A 16,160-nucleotide genomic window follows, 5' to 3' on the forward strand; every position below is an offset into this window, starting at 1 on the left:
CCTGTTATTCTACATCCCAGCCGTGCGGCACAAAGATTTCCTGAAATTTATCAATTGAATACTGATCAGACATTCCGGAAATATAGTCACATACGACACGCTCCAACGGCTCTCCCTGCATGATAAGATTCCGGTATTCCCCTGACATACTCAACGGATGCTCCCGGTAGTACAGATACAGCTCTGTCAGCATTCGCTTTGCCTTTTCCTCTTCTTTTTTTGCCACCGGACTTCTGTACACGTAAGTGAACATCAGAGAGCGCAGCGTCTTCATTGCATCCTCTTTATCCGGCGACATCATGATTCTGTCTTTTCCATAACTGTTGATCACAATATCGTGAATCAGCGAATTGAGCCGCTCCCTTGTGGAGCCGCCGAGAACAACCCTGATCGTGATGGGAATATTATCCTCACTGATGATTCCGGCGCGTTCCGCATCATCCATATCGTGATGGATATAGGAAATCTTGTCACAGAGCCTCACGACCTGCCCTTCCAGCGTATTCGGTTTGCCCGCCGTTCTGTGATTCAAAATGCCGTCCCTCACCTCCCAGGTCAGGTTCAGGCCCTTTCCTTCCTTTTCCAGAAGTTCCACGACCCGGACACTCTGACGGTAATGTGCAAAACCCTCCGGACACACCGCATCAAGTGCAGCCTCCCCGGCATGCCCAAACGGTGTATGGCCCAGATCATGACCAAGTGCGATCGCCTCAACCAGGTCCTCATTCAGTTCCAGCGCCTTCGCGATTGTCCTCGCCGTCTGTGAAACCTCCAGCGTATGAGTCAACCGGGTCCGGTAATGATCCCCCTGGGGTGCAAGAAATACCTGTGTCTTATCCTTCAGCCTGCGGAACGCCTTGGAGTGCAGAATACGGTCACGGTCTCTCTGATAGACGGTCCGAATGTCACATTCTGCCTCCGGCCTCTCACGTCCTTTCGACTCTCTGCTGTGAGATGCATAGGCACTGAGTTCCTTATATTCTTTTTCTTCAAAGATCTCCCGAATTGTCATCGCAGCCCTCCATCGTAAATGACAAAATGTCTTCTATAAGTATTATTCTGCGCGAATCGGTGATTTCCTTTTTATTTTCTCAGGAAGTTAAATACAAAGTTTCATTGATTGACAGCATCCGCACTCAAGTGCCGAGCATTCCTGCAACGACCGGCGCTGTGATCACCGTAAGAATACCGCTTACGACAATCGCCAGAGAACTCATGGCTCCCTGTACCTCTCCCAGTTCCAGTGCCTTTGTCGTTCCAATGGCATGTGCAGACGCACCGAGGGCCAGTCCCTGAGCAACTGGATTTTTAATATGGAACAGCCTGAACACAAGGCTGGCCACGATTGCCCCGATCACACCGGTGATGATCACTGCTGCTACCGTAACCGGCGAAATTCCTCCGATTTCTTCCGAAATTCCAATAGCGATCGCTGTCGTGATGGATTTTGGCAGCAAAGAACGGCACAGTGTCTCATCAATGCGCAGCATACTGCACATTCCAATCACCAGCAGCATTGTCGCTGCACAGCCCGCGATCAGTCCACAGGTGACTGCGATCCAGTACTCCCTGATAATGCGTATCTGACGGTACAAAGGCAGCGCCAGACAGACGGTTGCCGGTGTAAGCAGATACGTCAGATAGTCAGCACCGCGGTTGAAATCTTCATACGGGATATTCGCCGCACAGAGAATCGCGATGATGATGATAATGGATATCAGCAGGGGATTAAAGATGCTGAACTTAAATTTTTGTTTAATCTTGACTCCTGCGAAATAAGTGATCAGGCTTAAAAAGAAACCAAAATATACCGAGTCGGTAAATACACTGCTCATCCTTTCTTCCTCCGTCTTCCTGTCAATGCCATCACGCCCTGGACAGTAGCCCCGGTGACTCCCATGACGAGAACAGTGGTAAGCAGAACCACTGCTGTAAATGGCAGGATGCTGTCCGATATACTCGTATAGTGATCGATAATACCGACACCCGGCCCGATAAACATCACCGGCATGACAGCCAGCAGCCACTCAGCAGTCTCAGCGATCTGCTCTTCTCTGATTACATGGAGACACAGGCACAAAAATAAAAGTGCCATACCATATACGCTGGCGGGCACCGGCAGCGGTATCAGAATATGCAGCATTTCCCCGGCAAAGGTAATACTGCCAATGATCAGAATTTGCCGCAGATATTTCATGTTAAATCACTCCTCACTGTTTTATGCTCCTTGAGTATACTGCGATATATTAAAAAAATCCATAATTTTTTATAAACTGCAATTATGGTAATTTCTTTCGCTTTCTCCAGTAAGACAAGATTTCGATTGTATTTCTCTACTTTTTACGTTATAATAATACTCGAATTGTACGATATTGTGCTTTTTTTAACAAAAAATGCCAGTAATATATAGAAAATGCACATGTGTGTATATTTCAAATAATTATATTTCTTTGAAAAACAGAGAAAATTTGGACTTTTTTGTTGGATCAGCACATAAGATTACCCACAACATGAAACAAACAACATCAGAAAGGGAATAAAACGAAAATGGCAAAGAAGAGAAAAGACAAGATAGTAGTAATCGGCGCTGGAAACGTAGGTGAAACAATCGCCTATACACTGATGATCCGTGAGCTCGCAAACGAGATCGTACTGATCGACCTGAATGAAAAACGTGCACAGGGAAGTGCCCTGGATATTGCTCACGGTACTGCATTTTATGATCAGATCACGGTTCGTTCCGGCGGTTATGAAGAGTGTGCCGATGCAAACCTTATCATCATATCAGCAGGTGTAGGAAGAAAGCCAGGTCAGACACGCCTGGAACTGGCTAAGACAAATATCTCTATCGCTACAAGCATCGCGAGAAGCATCATGGAATATGCGGACAATCCACTTCTTCTGGTTGTATCCAATCCAGTGGATATCCTCACAATGGCTATCCAGAAGGAAACCGGTCTTCCGCCTTCACGCGTTATCGGAACAGGAACCTCTCTCGATACCGCACGTCTGCGTTATCTGATCGCCAGAGAATGTGGTGTCAGCATCAGTGATGTCTGCGCATACGTACTCGGCGAACACGGAGACAGCCAGGTTTCCTTATGGAGCCGTGTCCGTATCGGAGGTATTTCCCTGACAGGATTCACCAGCCAGCTCGGCATCAAACTTGATTACAAGGCAATTTCCATGGAAGCCAAAGACTCCGGGGCTGAGATCATCGCGGAAAAAGGCGCTACCTACAACGGTGTGGCAATGGCTACCTCCAGGATCGTGGAAGCTATTGTTAAAAATGAACATGCTGTACTCGCAGTATCCCACGTACTCGGCGAAGAATTCGGCGACTGGGAAGGTGTTGCAATCAGTGTTCCGTGTATCGTCAATGAAGACGGTATTAAACAGGTGGTAAATATTAATATGGAAGATTACGAAAAAGCTGCATTAAACCGCTCTGCGGAGACCATGCAGGAGTTCTGGAATAATGTAATGTAAGAATTTATCTGCGGGACCGTTTCACAGACGGTTCCGCGAAAATAAAAAACAAAAAAATCTTGTAAAAGTTATTGACAAATTCTGCAATATCATTTATAATTTTCACTGTTGGCGCTTGAGCGATACGCGCTGAAAACAAAACAGGCGGGAGTGCTGGAATTGGCAGACAGGCTAGACTAAGGATCTAGTGGTTGTATGATCGTGTGGGTTCAAGTCCCATCTCCCGCAGTACAAAAACCCTGTATTCGAAACGAATACAGGGTTTTTTATGCTGCAAACACAAAAACGCCGGACAAAAGGGCCTTCTGCTGCATATACTAAACCAACGGTTAACTATGGAGGCAATTATGAACTTTCCCACGATGCAGGCCATGCAGCAGGAATCCCTGTCCAGAGGCGGACTTCAGATCACTGTCAATGCTGCACTTCAAAACCGCCCGATCGCAAACGCCACGATCAGAATTTCCTATACCGGGGAACCGGATCAGGTGATCGAAGAGGTACAGACGGATTCTCTCGGCCAGACACCTGTTCTGGAACTCCCGACACCCCCGCTGGAATACAGTCTGGAGCCCCAGCCGAATCAGCCTTATTCAGAATACAACCTGACCATCCGCGCCGAGGGATATGAACCTGTAGAGATCAGCGGCACGGAACTTCTTCCGGATGTCGTCTCTGTCCAGCCCGTGCGCATGCAGCCCTCACAGCAGATAGATGACTACAGGCTGATCGTGATCCCCGCGCACACTCTTTTCGGAGACTATCCTCCCAAAATACCCGAGGATGAAATAAAACCGATGGACGAAACGGGAGAAATCGTCCTGAGCCGTGTTGTGGTGCCGGAATTCGTCGTGGTCCATGACGGCGCTCCTGATGATCCAACAGCTCAGAATTATTATGTCCGTTACCGGGACTATATAAAAAATGTAGCCTGCAGTGAAATCTACGCAACGTGGCCTACCGACACCATACGCGCCAATGTGCTTGCCATTATGTCATTCACCCTGAACCGAGTCTACACAGAATGGTACCGCAACAAAGGCTATGATTTCACGATCACGTCATCGACGGCGTTTGATCACAAATGGATCTACGGCAGAAATATTTTCGACGATATCTCTGGCATCGTCGACGAAGTGTTTGCCAATTACCTGTCCAGACCAAATGTTCGCCAGCCCATCCTGACACAATACTGCGACGGCCAGCGGGTTCAATGCCCGAATGCCATGACCCAGTGGGGTTCCAAGTACCTGGGGGATCAGGGATATTCGACAATCGATATCCTTCGATACTATTACGGCGAAGACATATACATCAATACTGCCGAAGAAATCTCGGGGGTTCCCTCCTCCTGGCCGGGATACAATCTGACGATCGGAGCCAGCGGAGATAAAGTGCTGCAGATGCAGGAACAGCTGAACACGATCGCAGAAGTCTATACGGCGATACCGCCTGTCATCATCGACGGCATTTACGGCGAGAACACACAGGAAGCAGTGGAAGTCTTTCAGCGAACATTCCGGCTGCCCGTGACGGGAATCGTTGATTATGCGACGTGGTATAAGATTCAGGAAATTTTTGTAGGTGTCACCAGGATAGCAGAATTAAATTAGACGAAGCGGAATGCCGGATATCATTTGAGCCCGAGCGCAGCTTAAAGCTGCTCTCAGGCTCTTTCTCGTCATTCAGCCGTTAAAACCACTTCTGCAGTGCATCGATGATGACCTGATGGTCCTCCAGGTGCGGAAGACCGGATACGGCTATCGCGCCCACCACACCCACATTTTTTATGGTAAGAGGAAATCCGCCGCCACACATTGCAAAATCCATAGGATCGAGGCGCTCACCCTCCAGTGTGATGCCTTTTAGCTCAAAGTCGGCATAGACATGCAGGGACGATTTGTGAAACTGCGTGACCAGATTTATTTTACGGTCCAGCCACTGTGTGTTATGCCTTGTCGCCCCCTCAGTCACAAATTGAAACACCTTCAGCCCGTTCAGAACAATGCCGACAGCAACGCCGCCGTCGAATTGCTTCGCTGCATCGATCAGCATTTCTCCCAGACGCCAGGCGTCATCTCTCGAAAAGGAAGGAAACTGATATTCCGCCTCCTGCTCCTTGCATTTTTTCTGCAGTTCTTTCAAGTCTTCCATATAACAACCTCTTTTCATTAGAATAGTCTCGTAATATCATGAAATGTCACATAAACCATCAGTGCCAGCAAAAGCATCAGCCCCACAAAATGGATCATTCCCTCCGTTTCCCGCCGGATCCCTTTTCCGCGGACCGCTTCTATGACCAGAAAGACAAGACGTCCTCCATCCAGCGCCGGTATCGGAAGCAGGTTCATAATACCCAGGTTTGCCGACAGCAGGATCATGATATTGAACATACTCAGCCATGTGATCAGCGCACCTTCCGATTTACTGTCTTCATACGTATCCCCGATGACATTCACCACACCGACAGGACCTGACATATCATTGACCGTAACCTTGCCGGTAACCAGCATTCCAAGACTTTGTACCGTCGTCTTGATCCAGTATTTCACTTCAATGGCACCGTATTTTATAATGCCGGGCAGATTTGTCTTTTCACGTGCCATATTATAATAAAATCCAAGGCTTACATTGGTATGTGTGACGGGAACGACCTCCGCGCTCTTCTCTTTTCCGTCGCGTTCATACGTCAGTGTAACCGGCTGGTCTTCGAGTGGATGTTCCTCAAAGTACGCCGCCAGCTCCTCTCCGCTGGCCACGTTCGTGCCATCCACCGACGTGATGATATCTCCGGCCAGCATGCCTGCTTTGTGAAGCGGAAGATTCAGCGTTATCGAAGTCACCTGTGCAGGGTTGTTATCCGCCACATAATTAAATCCAAGCATGTAACGCGTCTGATGATATGGCTGATAGGAAATCTCAAGCTCCTCACCGTCCCGTTCAACCTGAAGCGTCATAGGCTCGTTTTTCAGCCCTTTAAAAGTCTCATAATTATAAATCTCCCGTCCGACATCGATATTGCTTCCGTTGATCTCTTTAATGATGTCTCCCTCGAGCAGTCCTGCTTCCTGAGCAGGAGAGCCCTCCGGAAATCCGATAATCTCTGCCGGATCATATCCGACGATCCCGATCACAATGACCGCGAGAACAAAGGCCAGGATAAAGTTAAATACCGGTCCTGCCAGAACCACGCTGATCCGTCCCCAGACCGGGGCATGGTTAAAGGAACCCTCTTCATCATCTTCTCCGTCCTCACCTTTCATCATACAGGAACCGCCAAACGGGAACAGTTTCAGAGAATACCTCGTCGTCCCCCTGGTAAATCCAAAAAGCCGCGGACCCATGCCCAGCGAAAATTCTTCTACCACAATTTTGTTTTTCTTAGCCAGTAAAAAATGGCCCAGTTCGTGAAACAGTATCAGAATACTGAAAATCACGATCGCTATGAAAATCTTAATATTACCACCTGCTTTCAATCCATTCGTAAGTCATTTGTTCTGCTGCAAGGATCTCCTCAATATCCGGATGTACCATAACCTGATGTCTGTTCATAGCTTCTTCGATAATTTCATAAATATCCAGAAAACGTATCTGACGCCGTAAAAATTTTGCCACGGCACGTTCATTTGCCGCATTGAATACTGTAGCCATGGTACCGCCCTCCTGTGAGGCCCGGACTGCGAGCGGAAGCCCGCGCAGTACACTGGTGTCAGGCTCCTCAAAAGTGATTTCCTTAAGCTTGCAAAAGTCAAGCCGCTCCCCCTGCAGACATCGCCGGTGCGGATAATAAAGAGCATATTGAATCGGTATCTTCATATCCGGTGTCCCGAGCTGCGCCATCACAGCACCGTCCTGAAATTCCACCATGGAGTGAATAATGCTCTGCGGCTGAACAACCACCTGTATTTCCGAAAGCTGCATATCAAACAGCCATCTTGCTTCCATCACTTCCAGACCTTTATTTACAAGTGTCGCAGAATCTATTGTTATCTTCTGTCCCATTGCCCAGTTCGGATGACGCAATGCGTCCTCTACCCGGACATGTTCCAGCTCTTCTCTGGTCTTATTGCGGAATGGTCCGCCGGATGCCGTGATGATAAGCCGGCTGACCTCCCGTGGGTCTTCTCCGTGAAGCGCCTGAAAAATAGCGCTGTGTTCGCTGTCTACCGGCAGGATGGAAACGCCGTTTTCCCTGGCGAGAGGCATGATCAGATGTCCCGCCGTCACCAGCGTCTCTTTATTTGCCAGTGCGATATCTTTTCCGGCACGAATCGCCGCAACCGTGGGCTTCAGACCGATCATACCGACAATAGCCGTCACCAGAAGCTCCGACTCTTCCATCTGAGCCAGCGTAATCAGACCTTCCATACCGGAAAGGACCTTCACCGGAAGATCCGCCACTGCAACCCGCAGTGCACGCGCGTCCTTCTCATCCATGACAGTAGCTATTCCTGGCCTGAATTCACGAATCTGGCGTTCCAGAAGTTCTATATTCCTGCCCGCACTCAGTCCTGCCACCTCAATATCCCGGTTCTCCCGCACGACCTCAAGAGTCTGCGTGCCGATTGAGCCTGTGGAACCCAAAACTGCAATTTTTTTCATCATATAACTCCTTCTAACCGATCAGAAGCTGCGCCAGATAATAGATCACAGGCGCTGTAAAAATCACGCTGTCAAACCGGTCCATAATTCCCCCGTGTCCCGGTATGAGTGTTCCGTAATCTTTGATTTCCTGATTTCGTTTGATCGCAGAGGCTGCCAGATCCCCAACCATGGAAATCAGCGCACCTGCTGCACAGATCAGTGCGTATTCTAATATACCCGTCCTGACAGCAACTGCATAGACAGCGCCCAGAAGTGCTGCACCCACAACACCCCCCACGGCTCCCTCCACCGATTTTTTCGGACTTAAAACGGGTGCCATCTTATGCTTACCGATCAACATTCCGACACAGTAGGCGCACGTATCACATCCCCAGGAACAGATGAAGATCAGCCATACAAGAAACACTCCCTCTTCCATCATTCTGGTCTGATAGATGTAAGACAGCATGACTCCTGCATAAACTACAGAAAAAAATGCAGCCATGATCTGATTTGCATGATATTTCGGATACGTGAACACATAGACAAACATATTCAGCACCAGACCGGCAAGCAGCACCGGCAGCAGATACTCTTCCTGCTCAAAATATAACATCAGATAATATCCGATGATCATCAGTAAGCTGGTCAGTTCCAGGAGATTAAACTTCTCAGTACGCACATTCATAGCGCGCATCAGTTCATCCATGCCGATCACGGAAACTCCCAGCAGCGTTACGAACAATACAAGCCCTCCGCCTGAAATTGTAAGAAGCGCAACCAGTACCAGCACAATGCCGCTGATCAGTCTTGTTTTGAACATGTGTTCCCCTCCTTCACACCGCCGTATCTTCTGTCTCTATCATTATATTTTTCGATTGCCCGTATTAATTCTGCTTTATTGAAGTCCGGCCATGGGACATCCGTAAAATAGAACTCTGTATACGCCATCTGCCAGAGAAGATAATTGGATAACCGCAGCTCTCCGCTCGTCCTGATCATCAGGTCAGGATCAGGAATACCAGCAGTATCCAGGTATCCTGAGAACACTTCTTCCGTTACCTCTCCCTGAAGGCGTCCCTCTTTCTGATCCGCAAGCATACGGTTCACTGCCCGCAGCATCTCATCCCGGCTTCCGTAGTTCAGTGCAATCTGGAAATGAAGTGTCTGAAAATCTTTGGAAAACTCTTCCAGCTTCACGATACTGTCCTGGATATCCTGATCGAATGCCGTATAGTCACCGATAATACGGACCTGCATATCATTTTTCCTGGATATTTTCAGGCATTTCTTCAGATAATTTCGGAACAGCCTCATCAGGCCATCCACCTCTTCTTTTGAGCGTTTCCAGTTTTCCGTGGAAAATGCGTAGACGGTCAGATATTTTACCCCCAGTTCCTTGGCATTCTCACAGATCGTCTCAAGATTCTCACACCCCTTTACGTGTCCATAACTTCGGGGCATCCCTCTCTTTTTCGCCCATCTGCCATTGCCGTCCAGAATAATCGCTATATGATTCGGCACATTCATGCGATACGTCTCCTCTCATTGTCCCTGTTTTACGTAAAAAGGACACCGGACCACGGATCCTTTCCATGCTGCGGTGCCCCTCACCTCTTTATACCACGTGCGCAGAAAAACAAGCAGCCCGCAGGATATTTGTTTTTCAAGCCGTGGCCTGCCGGGTATAATCCGCTGCGTAGCAACGGCACAGCAACGCGGTTGCTGTGGATTGCACTCTGTGCAATCATTATACCGTAAGAATTTCTTTGGATTTTACTTCAATTGCCCCGTCGATTTCCCTGATATATTTGTCCGTCATCTTCTGGACCTTTTCTTCCAGTTCTTTAATCTCATCCTCAGACACATCCTGCTTTGCAAGTTTTTTCATCGCATCGTTGGCATCCCTTCGGATATTGCGGACAGCAACCTTGGCTGCCTCTCCTTTTTTCTTGACATCCTTCACCAGTTCTTTTCTGCGTTCCTCTGTGAGTTCAGGAAACACCAGCCGGATCAGTTTTCCATCGTTCGTCGGATTGATTCCCAGATCGGAAGTCATGATCGCCTTTTCTATCACTTTTACCATATTAGCTTCCCATGGCTGGATCTGGATCATCCTGGCCTCGGGCACCGTCACATTGGCAACCTGCTGAATCGGAGTCGGGGTTCCATAATAGTCTACCACAATTCTGTCCAGTACATGCGGATTTGCACGTCCGGCGCGAATCGTACCGAGCTCTCCCTCCAGATTGGACAATGTTTTCCCCATTTTTGTTTCATACACCTGAATTCTCTCATCCATGTCTTCTTTCCTCCTGCTATTTTCTCTATACCGTTACATTCGTTCCGGTGATGATTCCGTGTGCAGCACTGACAATACTGTCTTTTTCATTCAAACCAAAGACGATCATCGGCATCTTATTCTCCATACAGAGAATAGAGGCTGTCATATCCACGACCGCCAGTTTTTTATCGATCACTTCCTGAATGCTAACCTCATCATATTTCACGGCATCCGGATTATCTTTCGGATCACTGTCATAGACGCCATCCACCGCTTTCGCCAAAAGGATCGTCTCCGCCTCAATCTCTACTGCCCGCAGTACGGTTGCAGTGTCTGTGGAAAAGTACGGATGGCCCGTTCCGCCAGCAAAAAAAACGACCATGTTGTGATCGAAGTATTTATTTACGCGGTCTTTAGAAAATAATTTTGTAAATGAACCGCACTCAAAAGGTGTCAGAACCGATGTCTGCATACCCTGTGAGCGGAAAATTTCAGAAACATAAATACAATTCATCACTGTCGCCAGCATTCCAATCTGGTCAGCCTTCGTGCGGTCAATATTCTCACTGCTTCTGCCCCGCCAGAAATTGCCGCCTCCAATCACAATACCCACTTTAATACCTTCATCACACAGTACCTTAACCTGCCTGGCGACCTCAGTCACAGTGGCTTCATCAAATCCGGTTTTCTTATCCCCGGCCAAAGCCTCTCCGCTTAATTTAAGTAACACTCTTTTCATAGGGATACTCCTTGTACTTTTTATAATTCCCATTATATCAACTTTTTTTCTGTTTGGGTAGTATTAATTGAAAAAAGGGCAGGTGATCAGTTCCCCGCCCTTCTGTGATCTCATCTTATATACACACAGTCACAAAAATATCATAAATAGCCTTGATCGCAGCTTCAAAGTCACGGTTCTCAACACCGATGATGATGTTCAGCTCACTCGAACCCTGGTCGATCATCTTAACATTTACATGCGCGTGTGCCAGTGCAGAAAAGATTCTTCCCGCTGTCCCGCGGTTGCGTTTCATACCTCTTCCAACTACAGCAATCAGCGCAAGATCAGATTCCAGCTCGATCGTGTCCGGCTGTACTGCGCGGTGCAGCCCTGCGATCACGCTCTGCTCTTTTTCCTGAAACTCATCCTGATGCACATATACAGTCATTGTGTCTATACCGGAGGGAACATGTTCAAAGCTGATACCGTTTTCTTCAAATACCTGAAGGACCTTTCTGCCAAACCCAATCTCTGAATTCATCATATCTTTTTCAATATTGATGGAGGCAAATCCTTTTTTGCCTGCAATACCAGTGATCGTATACTTCGGTTTGCTGCAGGTACTTTCTACGATCATTGTCCCATTGTCCTGGGGACGGTTTGTATTGCGGATATTAATCGGGATTCCGGCGCTTCTGAGGGGGAAGATCGCATCCTCGTGCAGGACTGTAGCGCCCATATAAGAAAGTTCTCTCAGTTCCTTATAAGTAATGGTGCCGATCGTCTCCGGATTTGCGATGATACGCGGATCTGTTACAAGGAAGCCGGAAACATCCGTCCAGTTTTCATATAGATCAGCCTTTACTGCCTTCGCCACAATAGAACCGGTGATATCTGAACCGCCCCGGGAGAACGTATTGATGACTCCGTCTGCACGCTTTCCGTAAAATCCCGGGATTACTGCAGATTCCACACCCTCGAGACGTTCAGACAGACATTTATCTGTTTTTACCTCATCAAAGTTTCCATTCTCATCAAAGAAAATTACTTCTGCGGCATCGATAAACTCCATGCCAAGATAATTTGCCATCACGATGCCGTTCAGATATTCTCCTCTGGAAGCCGCATAATCTTCTCCCGCCTGCTCTTTAAAATTCCGGGCAATCAGGTCAAACTCTTCATCCAATGACAGTTCCAGTTTCAATCCACTGATGATCTCCTGGTAACGCGCCTGAATTTTCTGCAATTTTTTGGAAAACTCTTTGCCGCCCTCAGCTGCGCGGTAGCAATCATACAACATATCCGTCACCTTGATATCTTCAGAAAAGCGCTTTCCCGGCGCTGACGGCACGACGTATCTTCTGTCTTTATCTGCGTGGATGATATTGCCGACCTTTTGAAACTGCTCTGCGCTGGCCAGCGAACTTCCTCCAAATTTCACTACTTTTTTCATGGTATTCTCCTCCGGTTTGTATATAAAGCTCCAGTTTGACTGCTAAAAAATAATTTAGCGTAACGGTTCAGGACGGCGGGGAAATTAGTACGAAAAAGCAGCGTCAAGCTTGCCTGTAAGTCGCTTTTTCGTACCAATTTCCAGATCGGATGGACATCCGATGCTTCATGACCGGCTTTTTCGGTCAAGAAGATGCGCCGTCCCGAACAGTTACAATTTAGCTTAATTTTTCTTCAAAGTCAAGCCAATATGCACCAAAACATGTGAAAACATACAAAATGGCCGGCAAACCCGCATATAACGGGATTGCCGACCATATTTTTACCTGTTAAACGCCTGATCTCAGGCTTTTCCGTTGCTTCCCAGAACCTCTGTGATCTTATGAGCAACGACGTCCTTTACATTCTGACGTCCTACTTTCAGATATTCTCTCGGGTCAAATGCTTCCGGTTTGTTCCAGAGAACCTGTCTTACACCTGCAGTCATAGCAAGACGCAGGTCGGAATCGATGTTGATCTTACAAACAGCGCTTCTTGCAGCCTGGCGAAGCATATCTTCCGGAATACCGATAGCATCAGCCAGATTCCCGCCGTTTTCCTGAATAATCTTAACATATTCCTGAGATACGCTGGATGCACCGTGAAGAACGATCGGGAAGTTCGGGAGACGCTTTGTAATCTCTTCCAGGATATCGAAACGCAGTACTGGTTTCTGTCCCGGTTTGAACTTGAAAGCACCGTGGCTTGTTCCGATAGCGATCGCCAGGGAATCAACGCCTGTACGGTCTACGAATTCTTCTACTTCATCAGGATGTGTATATTTGGCATCTTCTGCAGATACGTTAACGTCATCTTCTACTCCTGCCAGCTGTCCCAGCTCGCCTTCAACCACTACACCTTTAGAATGTGCATACTCTACAACTTTTTTTGTCACTTCGATATTCTCTTCAAATGAGTGATGAGAACCGTCGATCATAACAGATGTAAATCCACCGTCGATACAGGATTTACAGATTTCGAAATCTGCACCGTGATCAAGGTGAAGTGCGATCGGGATATCATTTTCAATCAGAGCTGCCTCTACTAATTTTACAAGGTATGTGTGGTTCGCATATTTTCTTGCTCCTGCTGAAACCTGCAGAATCAATGGAGAGTTTAATTCTCCTGCTGCTTCCGTAATACCCTGAACGATTTCCATGTTGTTTACATTGAAAGCACCAATAGCGTAACCGCCTTCATAAGCTTTCTTAAACATTTCTGTTGTTGTAACTAATGCCATAATAATACCATCCTTTCTTTTGTTTCATGATTTTTAACAGTTCAGAACGGCGCATCCCGTTCTGAACTGTTGCGTATAATTCTAAAAATCTTGGTCTTATACATTATACCTAATTCAGGGGAGAATGGCAATAAATCTTTTATATTTTTTATAAGACTGTTACAAATCTCTGCCCTCAATCAAAAAGAGGCCGCGAATTCCGGCCTCCTTTGCAAATCTTCTCTGTTTCCTTACTTCAATAAGTATGTCTGTGCATACTGAACACCAAATTGATTACACTCGTCATGATCGTTCATATAGATATCCACATGTCCATAAGGCGTTCCCCTGTCCTCTACGGTATAGATCCTTCCATTGATGATCAGCTTTGTCCCAAACGGTACACCGGCCATAGCTACAGTTCTTCCCTGTGTCGGAGCTGTTCCGCTCGCCGTAGGTCCGCCTGCCCACTTACCGCAGCAGATGGAACAGTTACAGTATGCCGTCAGTTTGAAGTTCCCGAGTACCTCTCCATACTGGTCACTCGTCGCCAGAAGATAGGAAGCACCGTAGCTCTGGGACTTCGCGTTGACAGCCTCAATCTTGTCTGAATCATTTTCTGATATCAGTCTGGTTGCCCAGACAGCATTGTTGTAGTTTATCCCGGATGTGATAATACCGGTCGTACTGGAGCTGGCATGTATAACCTGTCCGTTGCCCATGTACATCACCACGTGATAAACCGTACCGTTATTCGCATAGAAAATCAGGTCTCCCGGCTGTGCTTCCGAAATCGGTATCTGTGTCCCGTACTGTGCCTGTTCTCTCGATGTTCTCGGAAGTGAGTATCCAAAATGTGCGTAGATCTGCTGAACGAATCCGGAACAGTCTGCTCCGTTTGTCAGGCTTGTTCCTCCCCATACGTATGGATTTCCAAGAAACTGTTTTGCAAATTCAACCATTGACGTACCGATAACACTGGATACACTCGCATCTTTTACAGAAGTCAATGTATAATAGCAGGCCTTATTTTCAGCAGGGGCAATCTTCTCCTCAGCCAGGGTATAATTCTCTTCGCCAGTGGACAGTGCCGCATCTTTTGCTTCCACAACCTCTTCTCTGGCTTCTTTTGCTTCCGCGAATACCTGATTGAGTTCCTGTGTCTTCTCGTCGGTCCTGTCTTCGCTTGCCTCATATTCGTCCAGCGCCTTATCAGCTTCGCGGTATGCTTTCAGTGTATCCTGATACTGCTGTTCCTGTTCATCTGTCCAGCCGCCGGTCGCTGCCACCTGATTCTTCGCCTCTTCGCCGGCTGTGAGCAGTTCTTTTTTTACAAATCCTCTGACGTTATCCGACTCTACGAACACCCAGCCGTCCAGATCATCTGCAAGAATAAAGCACAGACCGTCTTTCGGGAGCACCCCGATGATCCTGGAATCCGTATTCATCTCCTCACGGATGTTGATGTTCTCGCCGGTGACCAGCGCGTATTCCTTGGATACGATCGTCTCGCGGACCGTCGTCTTTGTATAAGTAAGTGCAGCGTTTTCCAGGGGATCGATCAGTGATTCCGCCAGAAGAAGGTTTTCTTCTTTCTTTTCACTGACAAATTTCTCTGCTTCGTCATCAGTCATCAGATCAGCTTTTTTCACAAATCCTCTGACAACTCCGGATTCAATATAAATCCACTCGCTGTCAGTGCCTTCTTCCTTCAGAATAAAGCAAAGCCCGTCCTTTTTCATGGTCCCCACAACGCGGGCATCTTCGCTCTTCTCTTCATAGACGTTCATCTCGTCTGCCTGGCAGATCGCATATACTTTATCAACCGTTGTAAAACGGAACGTATCTACGATGATCGGCGGAACGATGATATCCTGAGAAGCGATCAGTTCTTCATTAGAATTGTAGGGGCTCGGCGTTGGTGTCGGCTCCGGCTCATCCTCGGGTTCCGGTGTCTCTTCCGCCTCCGGCGTTACCGTCGGTGTCGGCTCCGGTGTCGGAGTTACGGTCGGCGCAGGCTCCCCCGTTGGCTCCGGGGTCGGCGTTATGGTCGGCGCAGGTTCCTCCGTTGGCTCCGGGGTCGGTTCTTCCGTTGGGTCTGGGGTCGGCTCAGGGGTCGGTTCCTCCGTGGGGTCCGGGGTCGGCTCAGGGGTCGGTTCCTCCGTGGGGTCTGGGGTCGGCTCAGGGGTCGGCTCTTCCGGCGGTTCCGGTTCTACCGTCTCCACTGGCGGACTTGTCCCCGAAACATCCTCCGCCTCAGCTCCTACAAGAGACGAAAACGGTAAGATCAGGCTTACCGAGATCGCAATCGCCAGTGCCCTATATATTCTTTTTTTGTGCATGTCGATTCACTTATCCTTTCCAGTTTCAAT

General features: G+C 47.9%; 15 protein-coding genes and 1 tRNA gene. 3 read left to right on the top strand and 13 right to left on the bottom strand.

Annotated features, from left to right (window positions below):
• Positions 1-4 precede the first annotated feature (4 nt).
• The 3 genes from MCG98_RS15200 to MCG98_RS15210 form a co-directional block, all read right to left on the bottom strand.
• Positions 5-1,012, bottom strand: coding sequence for a deoxyguanosinetriphosphate triphosphohydrolase (locus tag MCG98_RS15200; RefSeq protein ID WP_240302738.1), 1,008 nt, complete (start codon positions 1,010-1,012; stop codon positions 5-7).
• 124 nt (positions 1,013-1,136) lie between these two features.
• Positions 1,137-1,835 (bottom strand): LrgB family protein, encoded by a 699-nt coding sequence (locus tag MCG98_RS15205; protein WP_240302739.1) that lies wholly within the window; start codon positions 1,833-1,835, stop codon positions 1,137-1,139.
• Entirely contained in the window at positions 1,832-2,197 is a 366-nt protein-coding gene (locus MCG98_RS15210) for a CidA/LrgA family protein (protein ID WP_240302740.1), read from the bottom strand. The genes MCG98_RS15205 and MCG98_RS15210 overlap by 4 nt, the downstream gene beginning before the upstream one ends.
• A gap of 350 nt (positions 2,198-2,547) precedes the next feature.
• Here MCG98_RS15210 and MCG98_RS15215 point away from each other — a divergent pair, with 350 nt between their 5' ends.
• The 3 genes from MCG98_RS15215 (at position 2,548) to MCG98_RS15225 (ending at position 5,102) form a co-directional block, all read left to right on the top strand.
• The gene (locus tag MCG98_RS15215) at positions 2,548-3,489 is read left to right on the top strand and encodes an L-lactate dehydrogenase (RefSeq protein WP_240302741.1); all 942 of its coding nucleotides are present in this window, start codon (positions 2,548-2,550) and stop codon (positions 3,487-3,489) included.
• Positions 3,490-3,633: 144 nt separating this feature from the next.
• Positions 3,634-3,717, top strand: a tRNA-Leu gene (locus MCG98_RS15220).
• A gap of 143 nt (positions 3,718-3,860) precedes the next feature.
• A complete protein-coding gene (locus tag MCG98_RS15225) occupies positions 3,861-5,102 on the top strand; it encodes a peptidoglycan-binding protein (protein ID WP_345891730.1) in 1,242 nt (413 codons plus the stop codon).
• Positions 5,103-5,181: 79 nt separating this feature from the next.
• Here MCG98_RS15225 and MCG98_RS15230 read toward each other — a convergent pair whose 3' ends face one another.
• The 10 genes from MCG98_RS15230 to MCG98_RS15275 all read right to left on the bottom strand — a co-directional run bounded on the left by MCG98_RS15230 (position 5,182) and on the right by MCG98_RS15275 (position 16,130).
• Positions 5,182-5,643 (bottom strand): heme-degrading domain-containing protein, encoded by a 462-nt coding sequence (locus tag MCG98_RS15230; RefSeq protein ID WP_240302742.1) that lies wholly within the window; start codon positions 5,641-5,643, stop codon positions 5,182-5,184.
• A gap of 17 nt (positions 5,644-5,660) precedes the next feature.
• Positions 5,661-6,965: an RIP metalloprotease RseP gene (rseP, locus tag MCG98_RS15235; protein ID WP_240302743.1), complete on the bottom strand. Its 1,305-nt coding sequence runs from the start codon at positions 6,963-6,965 to the stop codon at positions 5,661-5,663.
• Positions 6,949-8,091 carry a 1-deoxy-D-xylulose-5-phosphate reductoisomerase gene (dxr, locus tag MCG98_RS15240; RefSeq protein WP_240303462.1) on the bottom strand — a complete coding sequence of 381 codons (1,143 nt, stop codon included), beginning with the start codon at positions 8,089-8,091 and terminating at the stop codon, positions 6,949-6,951. Before dxr ends, rseP begins: the two co-directional genes overlap by 17 nt.
• A 13-nt stretch (positions 8,092-8,104) precedes the next feature.
• Positions 8,105-8,896 carry a phosphatidate cytidylyltransferase gene (locus MCG98_RS15245; RefSeq protein WP_240302744.1) on the bottom strand — a complete coding sequence of 264 codons (792 nt, stop codon included), beginning with the start codon at positions 8,894-8,896 and terminating at the stop codon, positions 8,105-8,107.
• Positions 8,878-9,603, bottom strand: coding sequence for an isoprenyl transferase (locus tag MCG98_RS15250; protein ID WP_240302745.1), 726 nt, complete (start codon positions 9,601-9,603; stop codon positions 8,878-8,880). Before MCG98_RS15250 ends, MCG98_RS15245 begins: the two co-directional genes overlap by 19 nt.
• Before the next feature lie 220 nt (positions 9,604-9,823).
• The gene (gene frr / locus MCG98_RS15255; RefSeq protein WP_240302746.1) at positions 9,824-10,375 is read right to left on the bottom strand and encodes a ribosome recycling factor; all 552 of its coding nucleotides are present in this window, start codon (positions 10,373-10,375) and stop codon (positions 9,824-9,826) included.
• 25 nt (positions 10,376-10,400) lie between these two features.
• Positions 10,401-11,102: a UMP kinase gene (pyrH, locus tag MCG98_RS15260; protein WP_240303463.1), complete on the bottom strand. Its 702-nt coding sequence runs from the start codon at positions 11,100-11,102 to the stop codon at positions 10,401-10,403.
• Positions 11,103-11,211: 109 nt separating this feature from the next.
• Entirely contained in the window at positions 11,212-12,531 is a 1,320-nt protein-coding gene (locus MCG98_RS15265; RefSeq protein ID WP_240302747.1) for an aspartate kinase, read from the bottom strand.
• Between the two features lie 342 nt (positions 12,532-12,873).
• The gene (fba, locus tag MCG98_RS15270; protein WP_028530323.1) at positions 12,874-13,809 is read right to left on the bottom strand and encodes a class II fructose-1,6-bisphosphate aldolase; all 936 of its coding nucleotides are present in this window, start codon (positions 13,807-13,809) and stop codon (positions 12,874-12,876) included.
• Positions 13,810-14,039: 230 nt separating this feature from the next.
• Positions 14,040-16,130: an NlpC/P60 family protein gene (locus tag MCG98_RS15275; protein ID WP_240302748.1), complete on the bottom strand. Its 2,091-nt coding sequence runs from the start codon at positions 16,128-16,130 to the stop codon at positions 14,040-14,042.
• Positions 16,131-16,160: the final 30 nt, after the last annotated feature.

This window comes from Ruminococcus sp. OA3 (assembly GCF_022440845.1).
Lineage (GTDB): Bacteria > Bacillota > Clostridia > Lachnospirales > Lachnospiraceae > Ruminococcus_G.